This is a genomic window from Azospirillum doebereinerae (assembly GCF_003989665.1).
Classification (GTDB): Bacteria; Pseudomonadota; Alphaproteobacteria; order Azospirillales; family Azospirillaceae; genus Azospirillum; species Azospirillum doebereinerae.
On record NZ_RZIJ01000043.1, the window covers coordinates 1 to 21,164 of the forward strand.

The window sequence follows — 21,164 nt, forward strand, 5'->3', positions numbered from 1 at the left end:
GTGATGTCGGAGATCGCCGCCACGTCGAGCAGGGCGGCGACGCGGGGCAGCGCGTTCTTACCCACCGAGGTGGCCGGAGCCAGGATGTGGCCGTAGGTGCGGCCAATTTCGACCAGCAGCGCCGCCAGCGGTTCGGCCAGCGCGTGCTCATAGGCGGCATCGTCGGCCAGCAGGACCTTCGCCACGCCGGCGATCTTGGCAGCGGCCTCGGCGACGGGCTGGGCGCCCTTGCCGGCGACCAGGACATGAATGTCGCCGCCGATCCTGGTCGCGGCGGTGATGGCGTTCAGCGTCGCGGGCTTGAGCGCCGCGTTGTCGTGTTCGGCGAGAACGAGAATGTCGGCCATGATTTGGAGTGCCTTATCTTGGGATCGAAGCGGGGACGTTGTCGAGCGGTTTGCCCCCACCCCATCCCTCCCCCGCCTTTGGCGGGAGAGGGGGCCGGACCCTTGACGGCGTTCGGCGGAGTTCCCTCTCCCGCGAAGCGGGGGAGGGTTAGGGAGGGGGCCTCGGAGCCGACGAGTTCAGATCACCCGCGCCTCGCTCTTCAGCTTGTCCACCAGGGCGGCCACGTCCGCCACCTTCACGCCGGCCTTGCGCTTGGCCGGCTCGACCACCTTCAGCGTCGTCAGCCGCGACGCCACGTCCACGCCCAGGCTGTCCGGGGTGACGGTCTCCAGCGGCTTCTTCTTCGCCTTCATGATGTTCGGCAAGCTCGCGTAGCGCGGCTCGTTCAGGCGCAGATCGGCCGTGACGATGGCCGGCAGCTTGAGGTCCACCGTCTCCAGCCCGCCGTCGATCTCGCGGGTCACCGCGATGGAGCCCTCACCGGCAACGATCTTGGAGGCGAAGGTGCCCTGGCCCCAGCCGAGCAGCGCCGCCAGCATCTGGCCGGTCTGGTTGCAGTCGTCGTCGATGGCTTGCTTGCCGAGGACGACCAGCGTCGGGCCTTCCTTCTCGACCAGGGCCTTGAGCACCTTGGCGACGGCCAGCGGCTGGGTCTCGGCGTCGGTCTGCACCAGGATGGCACGGTCGGCGCCCATCGCCAGCGCGGTGCGCAGCGTCTCCTGGGCCTGGGCCGGGCCGACCGACACGGCGATGATCTCGGTCGCCTTGCCGGCTTCCTTGAGGCGGACGGCCTCCTCGACGGCGATCTCGTCGAAGGGGTTCATGCTCATCTTCACGTTGGCGGTCTCGACGCCGCTGCCGTCCGCCTTCACGCGGATCTTCACGTTGTAGTCGACGACCCGCTTCACGGGCACAAGGATCTTCACGGAACAGGCCCTCTCGGAAATAGGTTATTCGGCCAGGATATCGGCGGTCATCGCGACCTGCCCGTCGGGATCGAGCGCCCAAGCCTCCGCCCCGTCCGGCCTATTGGCGGCACACAACGTGAAGGGCCGCGTGTCGAACAGCGGGCGACGGGCGCGGAAGCGGAAACCGGTCACGCGCCGGCCTCCCGCATTGCGCAGGAACAGGTCCATCAGCAGCGTCGCGGTCAGCGGGCCGTGCACGATCAGTCCCGGATAGCCCTCCACCTCGCGGCAATAGGGGCGGTCGTAATGGATGCGGTGTCCGTTGAAGGTCAGCGCCGAATAGCGGAACAGCAGCACGGGGTCCGGCGTGACCGTTCGGCTCCAGTCGAAGGGCGCCGGATCGGCCGGCAGCGGCGTTGCGGCCTCCTCCCCCGGCTTGGCGGCCTCTCGGTAGACGATGTCGTGCCGCTCGCGGACGGCGACTCCGGCGTCGGTGGCGATCTCGTGCATCACCTTGACGAACACCATGTCGCCGGAGCGGCCCGGCTTGTGCTCCACCGATTCGATGGTGGACGTACGGCGCACGCTCGCCCCCACCGGGATCGGCGCCAGGAAGCGCAGGTCGCCGCCGGCCCACATGCGGCGCGGCAGCGGCACCGGCGGCAGGAAGCCGCCCTTGTGCGGGTGGCCGTCCTCGGCGATCTCGCGCTGGGGCGCCTTGGGCAGGAAGTACAGCCAATGGCCGAGCGGCGGCACCTCCCCCGCCGGCCAGGGCGGATTCTCGTGGTCCAGCGTCGCCGCCAGACCGGCGAGCGGGGCGGCGGTGGCCGTGTCGGCGCGCTCCTCGCGCCCGCCGATCCAGTCCTTCAGATGGTCGAGGCTCATCGCGCGTTCCCGTTCAGTCGCAGGATCTTACCGGGATTCATGATGTTGTGCGGGTCGAAGGCCATCTTCAAGGCCACCATCATGTCCAGCTCGACCGGCGACTTGTAGCGCGGCAGCTCGTCGATGCGCAGGCGGCCGATGCCGTGCTCGGCGGAGATCGAGCCGCCCAGATCGACCACGATGTCGTGGACGATGGCGTTGACCGCCCCCAGCCGCGCCTTCCACTCCGCCGGGTCGCCGTCCTCGCCCTGGATCGGGTTGTAGTGGATGTTGCCGTCGCCCAGATGCCCGAAGGAGAAGGGCCGGATGCCGGGGAATTCCCGCTCCAGCGCCGCGTTGGCGCGGTCGAGGAACAGCGCCACCTTGGAGATCGGCACCGACACGTCGTGCTTGTAGGACACGCCCTCGCGCTTCTGGCCCTCGGGGATGCCCTCGCGGATGCGCCACAGGGAATCGGCCTGCGCCTTGGAGGCGGCGACGACGCCGTCCAGCACCTCGCCGGCCTCCATCGCCGCCTCCAGGATGCCCTCCAACATGCCGGCCAGCCGCTCGCCGGAGTCCTGGTCGGCCAACTCGACCAGCACGTACCACGGGTACACGTCGTTCAGCGGGTCGGGCACGTCGGGGACGTGGCGGCGGGCGATGTCGATGCAGAAGCGCTGGATCAACTCGAAGGTGATGATGCGGTCGCCGACCTTGCCCTTGGCGCGGGTCAGCAGATCGACCGCGTCGCTCGGCGACGACACCGCGACCAGCGCGGTGGCGGTGGCGCGCGGCAGCGGCGACAGCTTCAGCACCGCCGCCGTGACGATCCCCAGCGTCCCTTCGGATCCGATGAAGATCTGCTTCATGTCGTAGCCGGCGTTGTCCTTGCGCAGGCCCCGCAGCCCGTCCCAGATCCGGCCGTCGGGCAGCACCACCTCCAGCCCGGCCACCAGATTGCGCATGTTGCCGTAGCGCACCACTTGAACGCCGCCCGCGTTGGTGGCGATGTTGCCGCCGATCTGGCAACTCCCCTCCGCGGCCAAGCTCATCGGGAACAGCCGCCCCACGTCCCGCGCGGCGTTCTGAATGTTGGCGAGGATGCAGCCGGCCTCGACCGTCATCGTGTCGTTGTCGAGGTCGATCTCGCGGATGCGGTTCAGGCGGTTGGTGGAGAGCACGATCTCCGATCCGTCGGCGTGCGGCTGGCTGGCCCCGGTCAAACCGGTGTTGCCGCCCTGCGGGACGATGGGCGTGCGCGTTTCGGCGCAGATGCGCACCACCGCCGCCAGCGCTTGCGCGCTGTCGGGCAGGACGACCGCCGGGGAGCGGCCGACCCAGCCGTCGCGCCAGGATTCCATGAAGGGCTGCATGGTGCCGGGGTCGGTGATGATCCCGCGCTCGCCGACGATGGCGCGGATCGGGTCGAGGACCGACGCCGCGAAGCTGGTGGTCGAACTGGTGGTGGTCAAGGCTTCCTCCCTCCGGCTGGGCGTGGCGTCAGAGCGAGCGGTAGGCCGTCTTGACGATGGTGTAGAAGTCGATGGCGTAGCGCCCCTGCTCGCGCGGGCCGTAGCTGGACATCTTCCGGCCGCCGAACGGCACGTGGTAGTCCACGCCCGCCGTCGGCAGGTTCAGCATGGTCATGCCCGACTGGACGTTGGCCTGGAAATGCCGCGCGTGCTTCATCGAGTTGGTGACGATGCCCGACGACAGGCCGTAGACCGTGTCGTTGGCGGTGGCGAGCGCCTCCTCGTAATTGGCGACGCGGATCACGCTGGCGACCGGGCCGAAGACCTCCTCGCGGTTGATGGTCATCGCGTTGGTGGTCTCGGTGAACAGGGTCGGCGCCAGGAACCAGCCGCGCGTCGGGCGGGTCAGGCGCTCGCCGCCGGCCGCGAGCTTGGCGTTCTCGCGCAGGCCGGTCTCGATGTAGCCGAGGTTCTTGGTCATCTGGAACTCGTCGATGACCGGGCCGATCTGGGTCTCCGGCAGCAGGGAATGGCCGACGCGGAGCGCCGCCATCCGTTCGGTCACCGCCGCGACGAAGGCGTCGTGGATGCCCTCCTCGACAATCAGGCGGCCGGCCGCCGTGCAGCGCTGGCCGGCGTGGAAATAGGCGCTGTTGACGGCAAGGTCGGCGGCCCGATCCGGGTCGGCGTCGGCCAGCACCACCAGCGGGTTCTGCCCGCCGAGTTCGAGCTGGCAGCGCACCATCCGCTCGGCGCAGCGCACCGCGATGCGGCGCCCGGTGTTGAGCGAGCCGGTGAAGGACACCGCGTCGGCCTCGTCCGCCACGGCGGCGCCCACGGTCGGGCCGGCGCCGACCACCAGGTTGAACAGGCCGGTCGGCATGTTGTTGGCGGCCAGCGCCTCGGCGATGATGCGGGTGATCGCCATGGAGATGCCGGGGGTCTTCTCCGACGGCTTCCAGACGATGGCATTGCCGAAGGCCAGCGCCGGGGCGATCTTCCACATCGGCGTCGCGACCGGGAAGTTCCACGGCGTGATCAGGGCGACGACGCCGACCGGCTCGCACGTCACGTCCACGTCCACCCCGGCCCGCACCGAGCCGACGGTCTCGCCCGGAACGCGCAGCGCCTCGGCGGCGAAGAAGCGGGCGAGGTGGCCGGCGCGGACGACCTCGCCCAGCGCGTCGGGGATGGTCTTGCCGCCCTCGGTCGCCGAAATGCGGGCCAGTTCGTCCTTGTTGTCGAAGATGGCGCGGGAGATCGCCTCCAGCACCAGGGAGCGCTGCTCCACCGTGGCGTCGCGCCACGCCGGCTGGGCGGCACGGGCGGCGGCGAAGGCGTCGCGCACGTCGTCCGCCGTCGCCAGCGTGTAGGAGCCGGCGATCTGGTCGAGATCCGACGGGTTCGCGATGTCCAGCCGGTCGGTGCCGCGGCGCCAGGAGCCGGCGACGAAGTTCGTGTCGAGACGCATGGTCGATTACTCCGGAAAGAACGTCTTGTTGTTGGTTGGCGAGTGACGAGGTGCGGTTGCCCCCTCCCCATCCCTCCCCCGCTTCGCGGGAGAGGGGGCCGGATGCTTGTCGGCGTTCGGCGGCAGTCCCCTCTCCCGCCGCAGGCGGGGGAGGGTTAGGGAGGGGGCGATCGAAGCCGAGTCTTCCCCCTCACCCCCGCGCCACCCGCTCCTTGAGCGCGGTCAGCGCCCACAGCGTTTCGATGGTCGGCACGGGCACGCCGCGCCGGTTGGCCAGCTCGATGACGGCGGTGACGATGGGGTCGATCTCCATCGTCCGTCCCGCCTCGTAATCCTGGAGCATGGACGGCTTGTGGCCCGGCACGCCGCTGCCGCGCGCCAGCCGCGCCTCGATGTCGTCCTCCAGCGCGACGCCCCAGGCGCGGGCGACCTCCAGGCATTCGCGCATCAGGCGGCCCTGGACGGCGCGCAGGCCCGGCGCCTCCTCCATGGCGCCCATGGTGGCGCCGGTCAGCACGCTGGTCGGCCCGACCGCCATGTTCAGCATCAGCTTGCGCCACAGCGCGATCCGGATGTCCGGCGACACCGACGCCCTGGCCCCGGCCTCGGTGAAGGCGTCCGCCAGCGCGGCCAACGTCCCGGCATGGGCGCCGGGGATCGGCGCGCCGAAGGCCAGCACCGGCATGGCGCTGTGGGCGACGATTCCCGGCTCCACCACGCGGGCCGGCAGCACCTCGATGACGCAGGCGGCGACCCGCTCCGGCCCGATGGCCGACCAGATCGCCCCGCCGGGATCGACGACCTCCAGAGGCTCCGGCACGACCGAGGGGTCGGCGCCGTGCAGATACCACCAGGGAACGCCGTTCTGCGCCGCCACCACCAGCGTGTCCGGCCCGATCAGCGCCGGCAGCGAAGGCGCCAGCGCGGTCAGCCCATGCCCCTTCACCGTGACGATCACCACGTCCTGCACCCCGAGGTGAGCGGCGTTGTCGCTGGCCTGCGGCCGGCAGAACAGCTCGCCCTTGGGCGTGCGGACCGTCAGGCCCCTGTCCCGGATCGCCGCCAGATGGGCGCCCCGCGCCAGCAGCGACAGCTCGTGCCGGCCGGTGGAGGCTAGGAACCCGGCCAAGGCGCCACCCACGGCCCCGGCCCCGACGATCGCGATCCGCATGCTTGCCTTCCCTTCCCGGCTCACTTGAAGTCCAGCGGCATGGGCGCGTCGTCCAGATCGTTGCCCAGGCCCTTGAACTGCTCCTCGATCTGCTGCTGGTCCATCTTAACGGCGGAGGACTTGTAGTGCATGACCATCTGCGGGAAGGCGATCACCAGCGCCACCATGACCAGCTGGATCACGACGAACGGCACGGCGCCCCAGTAGATCTGGCTGGTCTGCACCGGCTCCATCGTCTTGCCCGTCACCCGGTCGACGTAGGGCTCCTTGGGCGCCACCGACCGCAGGAAGAACAGCGAGAAACCGAAGGGCGGGTGCATGAAGCTGGTCTGCATGTTCACCGCCAGGATGACGCCGAACCACACCAGATCGATGCCCAGCCGGTCCGCCGCCGGGGCCAGCAGCGGGATGATGATGAAGGCCAGTTCGAAGAAGTCGAGGAAGAAGGCCAGCAGGAAGACCATGACGCTGACGGCGATCAGGAAGCCCATCTGCCCGCCTGGCAACGAGACCATCAGCTCCTCGACCCAGACATGGCCGTTGACGCCGTAGAAGGTCAGCGAGAACACCCGCGCGCCGATCAGGATGAACAGCACGAAGGACGCCAGCTTCGCCGTCGAATAGGTCGCCTGACGCACCAGATCCATGCTCAGCCGCTTCTTCGTCGCGGCCAGCAGCATCGCGCCGACGGCCCCCATGGCGCCGCCCTCGGTGGGCGTGGCGAGGCCGATGAAGATGGTGCCCAGAACCAGGAAGATCAGCGCCAGCGGCGGGACCATCACGAAGGTCACCTGCTCCGCCATGCTGGAAATCAGGCGCAGGCCGGTGGCGCGCTCCAGCACGGCGGCGACCGCCGAATAAAGGGCGCCGGCCGCCAGCGCCTCGGCCAGCAGGGACAGCGCGCCGTGGCCGCCGGACTTCAGCCCCAGATAGGCGGCGACCATGACGGCGGTGAGCGCCAGATTGGCGACGAGGCGGCGGCTGCCCAGGAAGCGGTTGAAGACCGCCGACATGAAGGCCACGGTGACGCCGACCGACATCATCAGCACGACGAAGTCGGCGCCGGCCTTCACCTCGGTCTGCGCCATCACGCCATAGGCGACGACGCCGGAGAAGACCGCCAGCACGCCCAGGTTCCAGATGCCGCGCGCGCCGTTCGGCTCGCGGTAGCCGATGGCCTCCAGCGGCAGGCCGGGGGCGGCCTTGGGCCAGATCATCGACACGAGGAAGACGTAGAGCGCGTAGAGACCGGCCAGCGTCAGGCCGGGGATGAAGGCGCCCTCGTACATGTCGCCGACCGAGCGGCCGAGCTGGTCGGCCATGACGATCAGCACCAGCGAGGGCGGGATGATCTGGGCCAACGTGCCCGAGGCCGCGATGATGCCCGACGCCAGACGGCGGTCGTAGCCGTAGCGCAGCATGATCGGCAGCGAGATCAGCCCCATCGAGATGACCGAGGCCGCGACCACGCCCGTCGTCGCCGCCAGCAGCGCGCCGACGAAGATGACCGCGTAGGCCAGCCCGCCCCGGATGGTGCCGAACAGCTGCCCGATGGTGTCGAGCAGATCCTCGGCCATGCCGGAGCGCTCCAGCACCAGCCCCATGAAGGTGAAGAAGGGGACGGCCAGCAGCACGTCGTTGTTCATCGTGCCGTAGACGCGCTCCGGCAACGCCTGGAACAGGTCGGGGCGGAACAGGCCCAACTCGATGCCGATCAGGCCGAAGATCAGCCCGTTGGCAGCCAGCGCGAAGGCGACCGGGTAGCCCAGCAGCAGCAGGACCACCAGCGTCGCGAACATGATCGGCGCCATGTTGTGGCCGAACCAGCCGCGCCAGCCGTCATGCTCGGCGAGCGCGCCGGCGCCCGGCACCGGCAGCACGTAGAGCGCCACCGCCACGGCGATCAGCAGGACCGCCGAGATGACCGACAGCCGGACCGCCTTCGGCGACAGGGAGGGGGAAGTCGTGGTCATGACGGCACTCGGTCCTTATGCGGTACGGCGGCGACGGCGAGAAGGCGCTCGGCCTCGGCTTCGGCGGCGGCCTGATGGCCGACGGCCCGCGCGTTGGGGTCCTTCATACGGCCGGTCATGATGGCGACGCGCTTGATCAGCTCCGACAGGCCCTGGATGAACAGGACGGTGAAGCCGACCGGGATCAGCAGCTTCGCCGGCCATTGCGGCAGGCCGCCGGCGTTCATCGACTGCTCCTCGATGGCGAAGGAGGCGAAGAAGAACGGCCAGGAGGTGACCAGCATCACCAGGCTGAAGGGCAGCAGGAAGGCCACATGGCCCAGCACGTCGATGCCGTCGCGCGCCCGCTTGGACAGGGCGGCGTTCACGATGTCGATGCGGATGTGCTCGTCGTCCTTCAGGGTCCAGGGCGAGCACAACAGGAACACCGCCGCGAACAGCACCCATTGCAGCTCCAGCCAGGAGTTGGAGCTGGTGTCGAAGACCTTGCGGATGATGGCGTTGACCGCCGAGACGACGATCGCCAGCAGGATCAGCCAAGCGATGCCCTTGCCCAGCCGGGCGTTGACCGCGTCGATGCCGCGGCTGAGGAGGATGAGGAACGACAAGGGACGAGCCCTCCCAAAAAGACCGGACGCGGGTGGCGGAGGTTGTCGCCAAGGCAATCGCTTTAAGGAGCGGGAAGCCCTTCTCCCCTTGCGGGAGAAGGGTTGGGATGAGGGGTATTCGCCGAAGGCGAAAAAATTTGCGCACCCCTCACCCCACCCCCTCTCCCGCAAGGGGAGAGGGGGGCTTCAAGCGATCGCCCTGATTACGAGCGCCGGCTCAGGCGCAGCACCGCGTTGTCGTAGGCGTAGTCCGAGGCCTGGAGCCACAGGTTGGAGTCGGTCTGGAACTTGCGGTAGCTCTCGTAGAACTTCTTGAAGGCCGGGTTCTTGCCCGACAGCTCGTCGTAGAGGTCGAGCGCCGCCTTGTGGCTGGCCTGCATGACGTCCTGCGGGAAGGCGCGCAGCTTGGCGCCCTTCTCGACCACGCGCTTGAGCGCCTGCGGGTTCAGCACGTCGTAGCGCGCCACGCTGTCCACGTTGGCCAGCGCCGCCGCGGCGGTCAGGGCCGCCTGGTAATGCTTGGGCAGGCCTTCCCAGCGCTTGGTGTTGATGAAGAAATGCTGGAGCGAGGTGCCGTCCCACCAGCCGGGGTAGTAGTAGTTCGGCGCGATCTTGTAGAGGCCGAGCTTCTCGTCGTCGTAGGGGCCGTTGAACTCGGCGGCGTCGATGGTGCCGCGCTCCAGCGCCGGGTAGATGTCGCCGCCGCTGACCTGCTGGGCGATGACGCCGAGCTTCGCGAGAATCTGCCCGCCCAAGCCCGAGATGCGGAACTTCAGCCCCTTCATGTCCTCGACCGAGTTGACCTCCTTGCGGAACCAGCCGCCCATCTGCGAGCCGGTGTTGCCGCCGGCCAGCGCCTTCAGGTTGTAGCCGGCGTAGAACTCCTCCAGCAGCTTGCCGCCCTCGCCGTGGTAGAACCACGCGTTCTGCTGGCGGGTGTTCAGGCCGAAGGGCAGGCAGCAACCGAACGCGAAGGACGGATCCTTGCCGACGTAGTAGTAGGACGCGGTGTGGCACATCTCCACCGTGTCGTTGCTGGCGGCGTCGAGCGCCTGGAGCGCCGGAACCACTTCACCGGCGGCGAAGACCTGGATCTGGAACTTGCCGTCGGTGGCCTCGGCGACGTTCTTCGCCAGCACCTCGGCGCTGCCGTACAGGACCTCGATGTTTTTGGGGAAGCTGGACACGCAGCGCCAGCGGATCGTCGGCTCGGACTGCGCGATGGCCGGGGCGGCCAGGGTCGAGGCACCGGCCGCGACGGCGGCACCCTTGAAGAACTGACGGCGCTGCATGGACTCTATCCTCCCGGAATTTTCATTGGCCGCAACCGTTTAGGGACGGTGCGGTGACCGTGACAGTGCGGCATGGAGTTGCCCAGGGGAATGCCGCTTTCGGACATACCAGCCATAAGCGACACTGGCTGTCAGTGACGCTGATTGTTTGCCGGATGCCGCAGGAACGACGGCCCGGCGGACGGTTGGCTATGCCCGCAATGAATATCTGGTACAGGCACGCCGTACGGTACGCCGCGCGAAGGGTCTCGCTACTGTTGGGACGACCCTCTTCCACCAACGCAACGGACGTTCATTCGCATGATCGGTGCGCGCCATGTCTAGGCTGTCCTCCCCGCTCAACGCCGCCGGGGCCGCCTATCTCGAAGCGCTTCACGAGCGCTACCGCGAGGATCCGGATCAGGTGGACGTCAGCTGGCGCACCGTCTTCCAGGTCCTGGACGAGCTGGGCGCCCCCTCCTCCCCCGCCGGATGGGCCGACCCATCGGCCGATCCGGCGGCGCTGCTGCGCGAGGCGATCCGGGAGCGCGGGCATCTGTCCGCCGACCTTGACCCGCTGCGCCGCGCGCCACCCCCGCCGACCCCCGCCGGGGAGGACGCCGAAACCGCCCGGCTGCGCCGCCTCTACGAAGGCACGCTGACGCTGGAGACCGCGCACATCGACGACGCGGACCTGCGGGCTTGGCTGCGCGACGCCTACGAGTCCACCGACGCCACCACCCCACCGCCGGACGCCCGGCAGCGCGCCTTCGCCCTGCTGACGGCGGCCGAGGAGTTCGAGCGGCTGCTGGGCGTCCGCTACCCCACCAAGAAGCGCTTCGGCGCCGAGGGGATGGAGACGCTGATCCCTCTGCTCGACCGCATCCTGGGCAGCGCCGCCGCCGCCGGGGTGACCGAGGTGCAGGTGGGCACCATGCACCGGGGCCGGCTCAGCCTGATGGCGAACGTGCTGGGCAAGCCCCTGGTCGAGCTGTTCGCCGGCATCAAGGGCATGCACCCCTTCCTGTCCGACCCGCCGGTCCCCGCCGACGTGCCCTACCACATGGGCATCGACGGCACGCTGACCTTCGGCGAGCGCACTTTGGCGCTGACCCTGTCGCCCAACCCGTCGCATCTGGAGGCGATCAACCCGGTCACGCTGGGCCGCGCCCGCGCCCGCCAGGATCTGGCCGGGGAGCCGAAACGCGTGCTCTGCGTGCTGCTGCACACCGACGCCAGCGTGATCGGCCAGGGCAGCGTGACCGAGGCCCTGCAACTGTCCGGCGTTCCCGGATTCAGCGTCGCCGGGACCATCCACATCGTCGTCAACAACCAGATCGGCTTCACCACCAACCCGGACGAGGCGCGGACCTCCCGCCACTGCACCGGCCTGTGGAAGGCGGTGGACAGCCCCATCCTGCACGTCAACGCCGACGATCCCGACGCGGCGCTGCGCGCCGCCGACCTCGCCGTCGCCTTCCGGCAGGAGCACGGGCGCGACGCGGTGATCGACCTCGTCGGCTACCGCCGCAACGGCCACAACGAGATCGACGAGCCGCGCTTCACCCAGCCGGTCGAGTACCGCGCCATCGACGCCCATCCGGGCGTGCGCGACCTCTACGCCAAGCGCTTGAGCGCCGACGGCCTGCTCGCCGCCGACGCGGCACCGGCACTGGCCGCCAAGCACAAGGCCCGCTTCCAGGAGGCGCTGGCCGCCGCCGCCGACCACCGGCCCAACCACGACGGCTTCCCGGCCGGGCGCTGGGCGCCCTTCGCCCCGACCGCCACGCCCCCGGCGGAGCCGAAGACCGGCCTGCCGCCCGACCGCCTGCGTGCCCTGCTCGCCAGCCTCGCCGCCATCCCGGACGGGCTGACGGTGGATCGCAAGGTCGAGCGCGTCGTCCGCCAGCGCGCCGAGGGCGATCTGGTCTGGGCGACCGGCGAGGCGCTGGCCATCGCCACCCTGCTGGCCGAGGGCACGCCGGTCCGCCTGACCGGGCAGGACGTGACGCGCGGCGCCTTTTCGCACCGCCACTTCGCCCTGACCGACACGGCGAGCGGCCGACGCCACGTCAGCCTGAACAACCTTGGCGTGCCGCAGGCCCGCTTCGACGTGGTCAACAGCCCGCTGTCGGAACACGCGGTGCTCGGCTTCGAATACGGCTACAGCCTGGAACGGCCCGACGCGCTGGTGATCTGGGAGGCGCAGTTCGGCGATTTCGCCAACGGCGCGCAGATCGTCATCGACCAGTTCCTCGCCAGCGCCGAGGATAAGTGGCGCCAGCCCTCCGGCCTCGTCCTGCTCCTGCCGCACGGGCTGGAGGGCCAGGGACCGGAGCATTCCTCCGCCCGGCCGGAGCGCTTCCTGCAGATGGCGGCGCGCGACAACATGCAGATCGCGCACCCCTCCACCCCAGCCAACTGCTTCCACCTGCTGCGCCGGCAGATCCACCGGGCGGTCCGCAAGCCGCTGGTGGTGCTCAGCCCAAAGACGTTGCTGCGCCTGCCCGCCGCCGTCTCGCCGCTGGAGGAGTTCGCGCTCGGCACGGCGTTCCGCCCGGTGATCGTCACCGGCGGCGAGGATGCCGACGTCCGCACTCTCCTGCTGTGCAGCGGCAAGCTGGCCTACGAGCTGGAACGAGAACGCGCCGCGCGCGGCGCCGACGACGTGGCGGTGGTCCGGCTGGAGATGCTGTATCCGCTCCCGGCGGCCGAGCTGTCGGCGTTGTTCCACCGCTGGCCCGGCGCCCGTTGCGTCTGGGTGCAGGAGGAACCGCGCAACCTCGGCGCCTGGGGCTTCCTCGACCGACGGCTGGAGGCATTGCGCGAAGCGGCGGGTGCCCCGCACCCGCGCGTCGCCTGCGTCGCCCGCGACGAGGCCGGCTCCCCCGCTGGCAGCTTCCACGGCGACCACGACGCCGACCAGCGCCACATCGTGGAGCAGGCGTTTGCCGGGGCGGTCGCGGCTGCCACTCCGGCGCCTCGCCTTGCGGTGGGAGCAGCCGAATGATGCATGATGGCCTGAACCTCTCCACATACAACCCTCTCCCCCCTGGGGAGAGGGTGGCCCGCAGGGCCGGTGAGGGGGCGTTACGCCCGGCAGGGCGGAAAAGACTCGCGTCCGTGCTTGGTTCCGTCAGCCGGTCATCATGCATCCCCCTCACCCAACCCTCTCCCCGGAGGGGAGAGGGCTACAAGGCGGCAAGAACCAACACCCGAGGAAACGCGAAGGCGACGCCATGACCACGACCCTGTCCGACACCCCCTCCCTCCTGCTCCCCGACCTGCTGGCCACGACGACGGCGGCGCTCGTCGCGGTGACGCGACTGACCGAGGCCGCCGAGCGGGGCGTCATGGCGCTCGTCGCGCCGGACGGCAAGCCGGACGCCGCCCTGCTCGACCGCCATCAAGTCGCGGCGCACGGCTTCGCCTGGGTCGCCACCTACGCCGAGGCGTTGCGCCAGATGCAGGGCTGGGCCGAACGGCTCGACCGCGCCGGCCGGCTGGGCGAGCTGGAATCCGCCATCCTCCAGGCGGCCTTCGGCGAATACCTCGCCCAGCTCGACGGCGGCCTCGCCATGAGCCAGGGCGAGATCGTCCGCCCCGCCGATTTCGGCCTGTCGGACGAGGACCGCGCCGCTTTCCGCAGCACCGCCGTCGCCCGGCTGATCGCTGCCGGCAACGCGTCCGCCCTGCGCCTGCGCATCGCCGAGCTGCTGACCGACGCCCTGCACGGCGGTGGCTTCGGCGAGAGCGCGCTGGAGGACGAGTCCCTTGACATGGTGCGCGAGCAGTTCCGCCGCTTCGTCGCCGACGCGGTCGCGCCTTATGCCCACGAGTGGCACCTGAAGGACGAGCTGATCCCCATCGATGTCCTGAACCGGATGGCCGAGATGGGCGTCTTCGGCCTGACCATCCCGGAGGAGGACGGCGGGCTCGGCATGGGCAAGCTCGCCATGTGCGTGGTGACGGAGGAGCTGTCGCGCGGCTACATCGGCGTCGGCTCGCTCGGCACCCGCGCGGAGATCGCCGCCGAGCTGATCCGCTCCGGCGGCACGGCCGAACAGAAGGAGCGCTGGCTGCCCCGCATCGCGTCGGGCGAGATCCTGCCGACCGCCGTCTTCACCGAGCCCAACACCGGCTCCGACCTGGGTTCCCTGCGGACCCGAGCGGTGCTGGAGGGCGGTACCTACCGCGTCACCGGCAACAAGACCTGGATCACCCACGCCGCGCGGTCGGATCTGATGACGCTGCTGGTCCGCACCGACGCGAACGCGCCCGGCTATCGAGGCCTGTCCATGCTGCTGGCCGAGAAGCCGCGCGGAACCGAGGACACCCCCTTCCCCGCCGACGGCATGACCGGCGGCGAGATCCGCGTTCTGGGTTATCGCGGCATGAAGGAGTACGAGCTGGGCTTCGACGGCTTCGAGGTCCCCGCCGGCAACCTGCTGGGCGGCGTCGAGGGCCAGGGCTTCAAGCAGTTGATGGCGACCTTCGAATCCGCCCGCGTGCAGACCGCCGCCCGCGCGGTCGGCGTCGCGCAGAACGCCATGGAACTGGGCCTGCGCTACGCCCAGGAGCGCGTGCAGTTCGGCAAGCCGCTGGCCGCCTTCCCGCGCGTCGCCGGCAAGCTGGCCTGGATGGCGGTGGAGACGATGGTGGCCCGCCAGCTCACCTATTTCGCCGCCCGCGAGAAGGACAGCGAGCGGCGCTGCGACATCGAGGCCGGCATGGCCAAGCTGCTGGCCGCCCGCGTCGCGTGGTCGAACGCCGACAACGCGGTGCAGATCCACGGCGGCAACGGTTACGCCGAGGAATACCCGATCAGCCGCGTGCTGTGCGACGCCCGCATCCTGAACATCTTCGAGGGCGCCGCCGAAATCCAGGCCCAGGTCGTCGCGCGCGGTCTTCTCGGCCGCCGCAACTGACCGCCACGCTCGCCCTTGGAATCATATTCCCGTACTCTGCGCGGCTCGGGAACAACGCCACGGGCGAGACTGGTCTTCCATGGAACTTCTGGAACTGCGGTATTTCGTGCAGGTCGCCGACCTCGGCAGCTTCTCCAAGGCGTCGGTCAAGCTGGGCATCACCCAGCCGGCGCTGAGCCGTCAGGTGCAGAAGCTGGAGCACGAACTGCGCACCAGCCTGTTCTACCGCCATGGACGCGGCGTCTCGCTGACCCAGCCGGGGCGCAAGCTCTACGACGTGGTGCGCCATCTTCTGGGCGCGCTCGCCGAGATCAAGGAGGAGATCCAGGACCAGTCCGAACGCCTGACCGGCAGCGTGACCCTGGGCCTGCCTCCGTCGATCTGCGCCACGCTGGGCGCCCCGCTCGCCCGGCGCTTCCACGAGAACTACCCCGACGCGACGCTGCGCATCCACGAGGTGTTCAGCGGCACCCTGCTGGAATGGGTGGAGAGCGGGCGGCTCGATCTGGCCGTGCTCTACGACGCCCGGCGCGGGCGCAGCATGCTGTCCTCGCCGCTGCTGGTCGAGAACCTGATGCTGATCCAGTCGGCCAAGGACGCCGAAGGCAACGAAAGCGGCATCGTCGACGACGGCCCGGTCCCCGTCGCGATGCTGGGCGACCTGACGCTGGTGCTTCCGGGATTGGAGAACGGTCTGCGCCGGGTGGTGGACGCCGCCGTGCGCCGCGCCGACATCGACCTCCAGGTCGACATGGAGATCGATTCCGTCACCGCCATCAAGCAGTTGGTCGAGGAGGGCATGGGCTCCACCATCCTGCCCTTCGGCGCCGTCCACCGCGAGGTGCGGCAGGGCCGGCTGATCGCCCGCGAGATCGATTCCAAGGACATGCACGCCATGCTCGTCACCGCGACGCCGCTGCACCAGCCGGTGTCGAAGGCGACGCGCGCCCTGCTGCGCCTGATCCACGCCGAGGTGGCGAAATGCGTCGCCAACGGCGTGCTGAAAGGCAAGGTCGTTGCCCACACCGGCACGACGGAGCCGGTGGCCTGAGGCTCGGCGGCAAGCGCTGATAGCAGCTATGACGGATGGTCCATAGCACGAGCGGTCCGGCGCGACCTAAAGTCCTCCCACCAACCGATAACCCCCTGGGGAGGAACCGAGAATGACGAAGCGCCTGGACGGCAAAGTGGCCCTGATCACCGGGGCCGCGCAGGGGCTGGGCCTCGCCATGGCCGAAACCTTCGTGCGCGAGGGCGCCCGCGTCGCCGTGGTGGACATCAACGGCGACGCCGCCCAGTCGGTCGCCAAGAGCTTGGGCGACAACGCCATCGGCATCGCCGCCAACGTCACCAGGACGGCCGACGTCGAGATGACCATCGCGGCCACGGTAGAGAAGTTCGGCCGCCTCGACATTCTGGTCAACAACGCCGGCTCGACCCACGCCAACGGCCCGTTCGAGGACGTGACCGAGGAGGAGTTCGACCGCGTCTTCGCCCTCAACGTGAAGTCGATCTACCTCTACGCCAAGGCCGTGGTCGGCCAGATGCGCGCGCAACAGTCGGGCGTGATCCTGAACCTCGGCTCCACCGCCGGCCTGCGCCCGCGCCCCGGCTTGGTCTGGTACAACGCCACCAAGGGTGCCGTTCACAACATCACCAAGTCGCTGGCCCTGGAGCTGGCCCCCGACCACATCCGCGTCTGCGCGCTGGCCCCGGTCGCCACCGAGACGCCGCTGCTCTCCACTTTCATGGGCGGCGACACGCCGGAGAAGCGCGCCCGCATGATGGGCATCGTCCCGCTCGGCCGCCTCGGCAAGCCGAGCGACGTGGCGAACGCCGCGCTCTACCTCGCCTCCGACGAGGCCGAGTTCATGACCGGCGTGGTGCTTGAGATCGACGGCGGCCGCTGCGTGTAAAACGCCCTCTCCTCCAGGCCAATCCCCTCTCCCCCCTGGGGAGAGGGTTAGGGTGAGGGGGAGGCAGCGCGTGATGAACGGGGATGACAGGCGCGCCAGCGTGACGTGTGGCGTGTCGCCATGCATCCCCCTCACCCCGACCCTCTCCCCAGGGGGGAGAGGGAGAAGAATGGATTCTCCCCCATGTCCCAGCTCCTGTCCGACCTGCGCGTGATCGAGGTGTCGGCCTTCATCGCGGCGCCGCTCGGCGGCATGACGCTGGCGCAGCTCGGCGCCGACGTGATCCGCATCGACCCCATCGGCGGCAACATCGACTACCGCCGCTGGCCGGTCAGCGACGCCAACGGGACCAGCCTCTACTGGACCGCGCTGAACAAGGGCAAACGCTCGGTGACGCTGGCGCTCGACACCCAGCAGGGGCGGGAGATCGCCCAGGCCATCATCACCGCGTCGGGCGAGAACGCCGGCATTCTGCTGAGCAACCTGCCGGCCAGCGGCTGGATGGGCTACGACGCGCTGTCCGCCAAGCGCGACGACCTGATCATGCTGCGGCTGACCGGCAACCCGGACGGCTCGGCGGCGGTGGACTACACCGTCAACTGCGCCAGCGGCTTCCCGATGGCGACCGGGCGCGGGGGCGAGCCGGTCAACCATGTGCTGCCGGCCTGGGACGTGGCCGCCGGGCTGTATCTCGCCACCGGCCTGCTCGCCGCCGAGCGGCACCGCCGCCGCACCGGCAAGGGCCAGGAGGTGACGGTGGCGCTGGCCGACGTGATGCTGGCGACGGTCGGCAACCTCGGCTACTTCGCCGACGTCCGGGTCAACGGCGCGGTGCGCCAACCCATCGGCAACGACCTGTACGGCGCCTACGGCCACGACTTCCCCACCAAGGAAGGGCGGCGCGCGATGGCGGTCGCCATCTCCAACCGGCAATGGCGGGCGCTGGGCAAGGCGACCGGGCTGGCCGACAAGCTGGCGATGATCGGCCCGCTGATGGGCGTGGACATGGACGACGAGGGCGGGCGCTTCCAGGCGCGCGACGCCATCTCCGCCGTGCTGGCCCCGTGGTTCGCGGCCCGCACGCTGGCGGAGGTCGAGGCCGCCTTCGCCGGATCGGGCGTGCTGTGGGGCCCTTACCGCGACTTCGGGCAACTGGTGGCCGAGGATCCGCGCTGCACCACCGCCAACCCGCTGTTCCGCGAGATCGACCAGCCGGGGGTCGGGCCGCTGCTGGTGCCGGGCTCGCCACTGAGCTTCCCCGCGCTGGGCGAGCGCGCCGACCACCGCCCGGCCCCGACCCTGGGCCAGGACACCGATGCGGTGCTGGGCGACCTGCTGGGTTTGTCCTCGGCGGAGATCGGCAGGCTGCACGACGAGAAGGTGGTGGGCTGACCTCGCCTCAGTGGGTTTCGTGCAGGCAGTGGGCGTGGTCGGCCAGCACCTCGATCACGTGGCAGGTCCGCACCTGCCCCTGCCCGCACTGCGCCACCATCTCCCGCACCTCCTCCTGAAGCGCCTGGAGGCGGACAATCTTGGATTCGATGTCGGCCAGATGCGCCTGCGCCAGGGCATCGGCCTCGTGACAGGACTGGCCGGGGTCGTCGGTCAGGGTCAGCAACTGCCGGATCGCCTCCACCTCGAAGCCCAGGTCGCGGGCGTGGCGGATGAAGCGCAGGCGCTTCACCATGGCGTCGTCGTAGAGGCGGCGGTTACTGTCCGTGCGCGGCGCCTCCGGCAGCAGGCCGATGCTCTCATAGTAGCGGATGGTCGGGATCTTCACCCCGGTCCGGGTGGCGAGCGCGCCGATGCTCAGGTTCTTCATCGCGTCGAAAATCCCTCTTGATCCTCCAGTCACTGGAGAATGTACGGTCGTGTCTCGACTGAGACAAGGAGCCCGCCATGGCCGCGACCGACACCGGCGTCGAATCCCCCCACACCCGCACCCGCTACCGCGTGACCGGCATGGACTGCGGGTCCTGCGCCGCCAAGGTCGAGACGGCCCTGAAGCGGGTGGAGGGCGTCCACGCGGTCGCCGTGTCGGTGCCGGCCGGGACCGTCACCGTGACCCATGAGCCTTCCGTCGCCGCCAAGGCCGTCACCCAGCCCATGGCCGCGCTCGGTTACGGCGTCGGGCCGGGCGAGAGCCTGGGCGGTGCCGGGACCGCGCCGGAAAGCGCCAAAAGCGGGTGCTGCGCGCATGGGAATCACGACGCCCACGGCGGCCATGGCGAGCCCGAGCACAACCACGGCCATGGGCATGACCACAGCCACGGCGATGCCCTGGACGGCGCCTCCTGGTGGACGGGGCCGAAGGCGCGCCTGACCATCGCCTCGGGCGTGGCGCTGGCCCTGGCCTACGCGTTGGGTCTGGCCGTACCGGCGGCGGAGCCCTGGGCCTTCCCGCTCGCCATGCTGGTCGGTCTGGTGCCCACGGCGCGGCGGGCCTTCGCGGCGGCGCGGAGCGGCACACCCTTTTCCATCGAGACGCTGATGACCATCGCCGCCATCGGCGCCGTCGTCATCGGCGCCGCCGAGGAGGCGGCGATGGTCGTCTTCCTGTTCCTGGTCGGCGAGTTGCTGGAAGGTCTGGCCGCCGGCCGGGCGCGAGCCAACATCCGAGGCCTCACCAAGCTGGTGCCCGACACCGCCCTGCTGGAGCGCGGCGGGCAGGAAGCCGGGGGGCAAGCCACCGAGACCGTCCCGGCCACGAGCCTGACGGTCGGGTCGGTGATCCTGGTCCGCCCCGGCGACCGCGTCGCGGCCGACGGCGTGATCCTGTCCGGCAGCAGCGCGCTCGACGAGGCGCCCGTCACCGGCGAAAGCGTTCCCAAGCGCAAAAGCGAGGGCGACTCCGTCTTCGCCGGCACGATCAACGCCGATGGCGCGCTGCGCGTGCGGGTGGCCAGCGCCGCGCGCGACAACACCATCGCGCGGGTCGTCCGTCTGGTCGAGGAGGCGCAGGAGAGCAAGGCCCCGACCGAGCGCTTCATCGACCGCTTCTCCCGCTACTACACGCCGGGGGTGGTGGCGCTGGCGACGCTGGTCGCGGTTCTGCCGCCTCTGATGGCCGGCGCTTCCTGGGACGCGTGGATCTACAAGGGCCTCGCCATCCTGCTGATCGGCTGCCCCTGCGCCCTGGTGATCTCGACTCCGGCAGCCATCGCCGCCGGCCTATCGAACGGAGCCCGGCAGGGGCTGTTGTTGAAGGGCGGCGCCGCGCTGGAGGTTCTGGCCCGCATCACCACCGTGGCCTTCGACAAGACCGGCACCCTGACCGAGGGCAAGCCGAAGGTGACCGACGTCGTCGCCTTCGACGCTTCCCGAACCGAGGCCGACATCCTGGGCCTCGCCGCCGCGCTGGAAAGCGGGTCGAGCCACCCGCTGGCCAAGGCGATCCTCGCCGCCGCGTCGGAGCGCGCCGTGCCGGTCCCGGCCGCGACCGGGATGACCGCGCTCGCCGGCAAGGGGGTGGGCGGCACGGTGGACGGGCGCGCGGTGACGCTCACCTCGCCGCAGACCGCCGGCCCGCTCGACGCGGCGCAAGCCGAGCGCGTCGCCGCCCTGAACGGGGCCGGGAAGACGGTGTCGGTGCTGCTGGTGGACGGACGGCCGGCCGGGCTGCTGGCGATGCGCGACGAACTCCGCGCCGACGCCGCGAGCGGGGTCGCCGCGCTGCAGGCCATCGGCATCCGTTCGTTCATGCTGACCGGTGACAACGCCCGCACGGCGCAGGCCGCCGCCGGGGCGCTCGGCATCCCCGCCCACGCCGAACTGCTGCCGGAGGACAAGCAGCGCATCGTCCGCGACCTCCAGGCGCGCGGCGAGCGGGTGGCGAAGGTGGGCGACGGCATCAACGACGCGCCGGCCCTGGCGGCGGCCGACATCGGCATCGCCATGGGCGGCGGCACCGACGTGGCGCTGGAGACGGCGGACGCGGCGGCGCTGCACGGCCGGGTCGGCGACGTGGCGGCGATGGTCGCCCTGTCGCGGCGGACGATGGCCAACATCCGGCAGAACATCGCCGTGGCGCTGGGGCTGAAGGCGGTGTTCCTGGTGACGACCATCCTCGGCGTCACCGGGCTATGGCCGGCGATCCTGGCCGACACCGGGGCGACCGTGCTGGTCACCGCCAACGCCCTGCGGCTGCTGTCGGCGCGCCACCGCGCATGAAAAAAGGGCACGCCGCGACCGAATCGCGGCGTGCCCTTTCCCATTCCGGATGCCGCATCCG

The 21,164-nt window shown here is 70.2% G+C and carries 15 protein-coding genes and 1 pseudogene; 6 read left to right on the forward strand and 10 right to left on the reverse strand.

What is annotated here, in order from left to right; all coding sequences use genetic code 11:
* The 9 genes and pseudogenes from EJ913_RS29445 to EJ913_RS29490 form a co-directional block, all read right to left on the reverse strand.
* A pseudogene (locus EJ913_RS29445) lies at positions 1–347 on the reverse strand (electron transfer flavoprotein subunit alpha/FixB family protein); the annotation flags it as partial.
* 177 nt (positions 348–524) lie between these two features.
* Positions 525–1,274, reverse strand: coding sequence for an electron transfer flavoprotein subunit beta/FixA family protein (locus EJ913_RS29450; RefSeq protein ID WP_127004697.1), 750 nt, complete (start codon positions 1,272–1,274; stop codon positions 525–527).
* A gap of 24 nt (positions 1,275–1,298) precedes the next feature.
* Positions 1,299–2,141, reverse strand: a complete 843-nt coding sequence (locus EJ913_RS29455) for an HTD2 family dehydratase (protein ID WP_127004699.1) — start codon at positions 2,139–2,141, stop codon at positions 1,299–1,301.
* Positions 2,138–3,595 carry an FAD-binding oxidoreductase gene (locus EJ913_RS29460; RefSeq protein ID WP_127004701.1) on the reverse strand — a complete coding sequence of 486 codons (1,458 nt, stop codon included), beginning with the start codon at positions 3,593–3,595 and terminating at the stop codon, positions 2,138–2,140. The genes EJ913_RS29455 and EJ913_RS29460 overlap by 4 nt, the downstream gene beginning before the upstream one ends.
* Positions 3,596–3,623: 28 nt before the next feature.
* A complete protein-coding gene (locus tag EJ913_RS29465; protein WP_127004703.1) occupies positions 3,624–5,066 on the reverse strand; it encodes an aldehyde dehydrogenase family protein in 1,443 nt (480 codons plus the stop codon).
* A gap of 190 nt (positions 5,067–5,256) precedes the next feature.
* Positions 5,257–6,237 (reverse strand): ketopantoate reductase family protein, encoded by a 981-nt coding sequence (locus EJ913_RS29470; protein ID WP_127004705.1) that lies wholly within the window; start codon positions 6,235–6,237, stop codon positions 5,257–5,259.
* Positions 6,238–6,257: 20 nt separating this feature from the next.
* Positions 6,258–8,048 (reverse strand): TRAP transporter large permease, encoded by a 1,791-nt coding sequence (locus EJ913_RS29475; protein WP_127004738.1) that lies wholly within the window; start codon positions 8,046–8,048, stop codon positions 6,258–6,260.
* Between the two features lie 158 nt (positions 8,049–8,206).
* Positions 8,207–8,818, reverse strand: a complete 612-nt coding sequence (locus EJ913_RS29480; RefSeq protein WP_127004707.1) for a TRAP transporter small permease subunit — start codon at positions 8,816–8,818, stop codon at positions 8,207–8,209.
* Positions 8,819–9,021: 203 nt separating this feature from the next.
* A complete protein-coding gene (locus EJ913_RS29490) occupies positions 9,022–10,110 on the reverse strand; it encodes a TRAP transporter substrate-binding protein (protein WP_127004711.1) in 1,089 nt (362 codons plus the stop codon).
* 316 nt (positions 10,111–10,426) lie between these two features.
* On the opposite strand from EJ913_RS29490, the gene EJ913_RS29495 reads away from it, so the two are divergent.
* The 5 genes from EJ913_RS29495 to EJ913_RS29520 all read left to right on the forward strand — a co-directional run bounded on the left by EJ913_RS29495 (position 10,427) and on the right by EJ913_RS29520 (position 18,325).
* The gene (locus EJ913_RS29495) at positions 10,427–13,099 is read left to right on the forward strand and encodes a 2-oxoglutarate dehydrogenase E1 component (RefSeq protein ID WP_127004713.1); all 2,673 of its coding nucleotides are present in this window, start codon (positions 10,427–10,429) and stop codon (positions 13,097–13,099) included.
* Positions 13,100–13,328: 229 nt separating this feature from the next.
* A complete protein-coding gene (locus tag EJ913_RS29500) occupies positions 13,329–15,017 on the forward strand; it encodes an acyl-CoA dehydrogenase family protein (RefSeq protein ID WP_127004715.1) in 1,689 nt (562 codons plus the stop codon).
* A gap of 79 nt (positions 15,018–15,096) precedes the next feature.
* Positions 15,097–16,068: a LysR family transcriptional regulator gene (locus tag EJ913_RS29505; protein ID WP_127004717.1), complete on the forward strand. Its 972-nt coding sequence runs from the start codon at positions 15,097–15,099 to the stop codon at positions 16,066–16,068.
* Positions 16,069–16,180: 112 nt separating this feature from the next.
* Positions 16,181–16,933: a glucose 1-dehydrogenase gene (locus tag EJ913_RS29510; RefSeq protein WP_127004719.1), complete on the forward strand. Its 753-nt coding sequence runs from the start codon at positions 16,181–16,183 to the stop codon at positions 16,931–16,933.
* 183 nt (positions 16,934–17,116) lie between these two features.
* Positions 17,117–18,325: a CoA transferase gene (locus EJ913_RS29520; RefSeq protein WP_127004721.1), complete on the forward strand. Its 1,209-nt coding sequence runs from the start codon at positions 17,117–17,119 to the stop codon at positions 18,323–18,325.
* A gap of 7 nt (positions 18,326–18,332) precedes the next feature.
* On the opposite strand, the gene EJ913_RS29525 is transcribed toward EJ913_RS29520, so the two are convergent.
* Positions 18,333–18,755 carry a MerR family transcriptional regulator gene (locus EJ913_RS29525; RefSeq protein ID WP_127004723.1) on the reverse strand — a complete coding sequence of 141 codons (423 nt, stop codon included), beginning with the start codon at positions 18,753–18,755 and terminating at the stop codon, positions 18,333–18,335.
* A 77-nt stretch (positions 18,756–18,832) separates the two neighbouring features.
* Here EJ913_RS29525 and EJ913_RS29530 point away from each other — a divergent pair, with 77 nt between their 5' ends.
* Positions 18,833–21,103, forward strand: coding sequence for a heavy metal translocating P-type ATPase (locus EJ913_RS29530; RefSeq protein ID WP_127004724.1), 2,271 nt, complete (start codon positions 18,833–18,835; stop codon positions 21,101–21,103).
* Positions 21,104–21,164 lie beyond the last annotated feature (61 nt).

Excerpts from the sequence above, each read along its gene's own strand:
- EJ913_RS29455 (WP_127004699.1), bottom strand. The coding sequence starts at position 2,141 with ATGAGCCTCGACCATCTGAAGGACTGGATCGGCGGGCGCGAGGAGCGC.
- EJ913_RS29465 (WP_127004703.1), bottom strand. The coding sequence starts at position 5,066 with ATGCGTCTCGACACGAACTTCGTCGCCGGCTCCTGGCGCCGCGGCACC.
- EJ913_RS29470 (WP_127004705.1), bottom strand. The coding sequence starts at position 6,237 with ATGCGGATCGCGATCGTCGGGGCCGGGGCCGTGGGTGGCGCCTTGGCC.
- EJ913_RS29475 (WP_127004738.1), bottom strand. The coding sequence starts at position 8,048 with ATGGCGCCGATCATGTTCGCGACGCTGGTGGTCCTGCTGCTGCTGGGC.
- EJ913_RS29490 (WP_127004711.1), bottom strand. The coding sequence starts at position 10,110 with ATGCAGCGCCGTCAGTTCTTCAAGGGTGCCGCCGTCGCGGCCGGTGCC.
- EJ913_RS29495 (WP_127004713.1), top strand. The coding sequence starts at position 10,427 with ATGTCTAGGCTGTCCTCCCCGCTCAACGCCGCCGGGGCCGCCTATCTC.
- EJ913_RS29500 (WP_127004715.1), top strand. The coding sequence starts at position 13,329 with ATGACCACGACCCTGTCCGACACCCCCTCCCTCCTGCTCCCCGACCTG.
- EJ913_RS29505 (WP_127004717.1), top strand. The coding sequence starts at position 15,097 with ATGGAACTTCTGGAACTGCGGTATTTCGTGCAGGTCGCCGACCTCGGC.
- EJ913_RS29510 (WP_127004719.1), top strand. The coding sequence starts at position 16,181 with ATGACGAAGCGCCTGGACGGCAAAGTGGCCCTGATCACCGGGGCCGCG.
- EJ913_RS29520 (WP_127004721.1), top strand. The coding sequence starts at position 17,117 with ATGTCCCAGCTCCTGTCCGACCTGCGCGTGATCGAGGTGTCGGCCTTC.
- EJ913_RS29525 (WP_127004723.1), bottom strand. The coding sequence starts at position 18,755 with ATGAAGAACCTGAGCATCGGCGCGCTCGCCACCCGGACCGGGGTGAAG.
- EJ913_RS29530 (WP_127004724.1), top strand. The coding sequence starts at position 18,833 with ATGGCCGCGACCGACACCGGCGTCGAATCCCCCCACACCCGCACCCGC.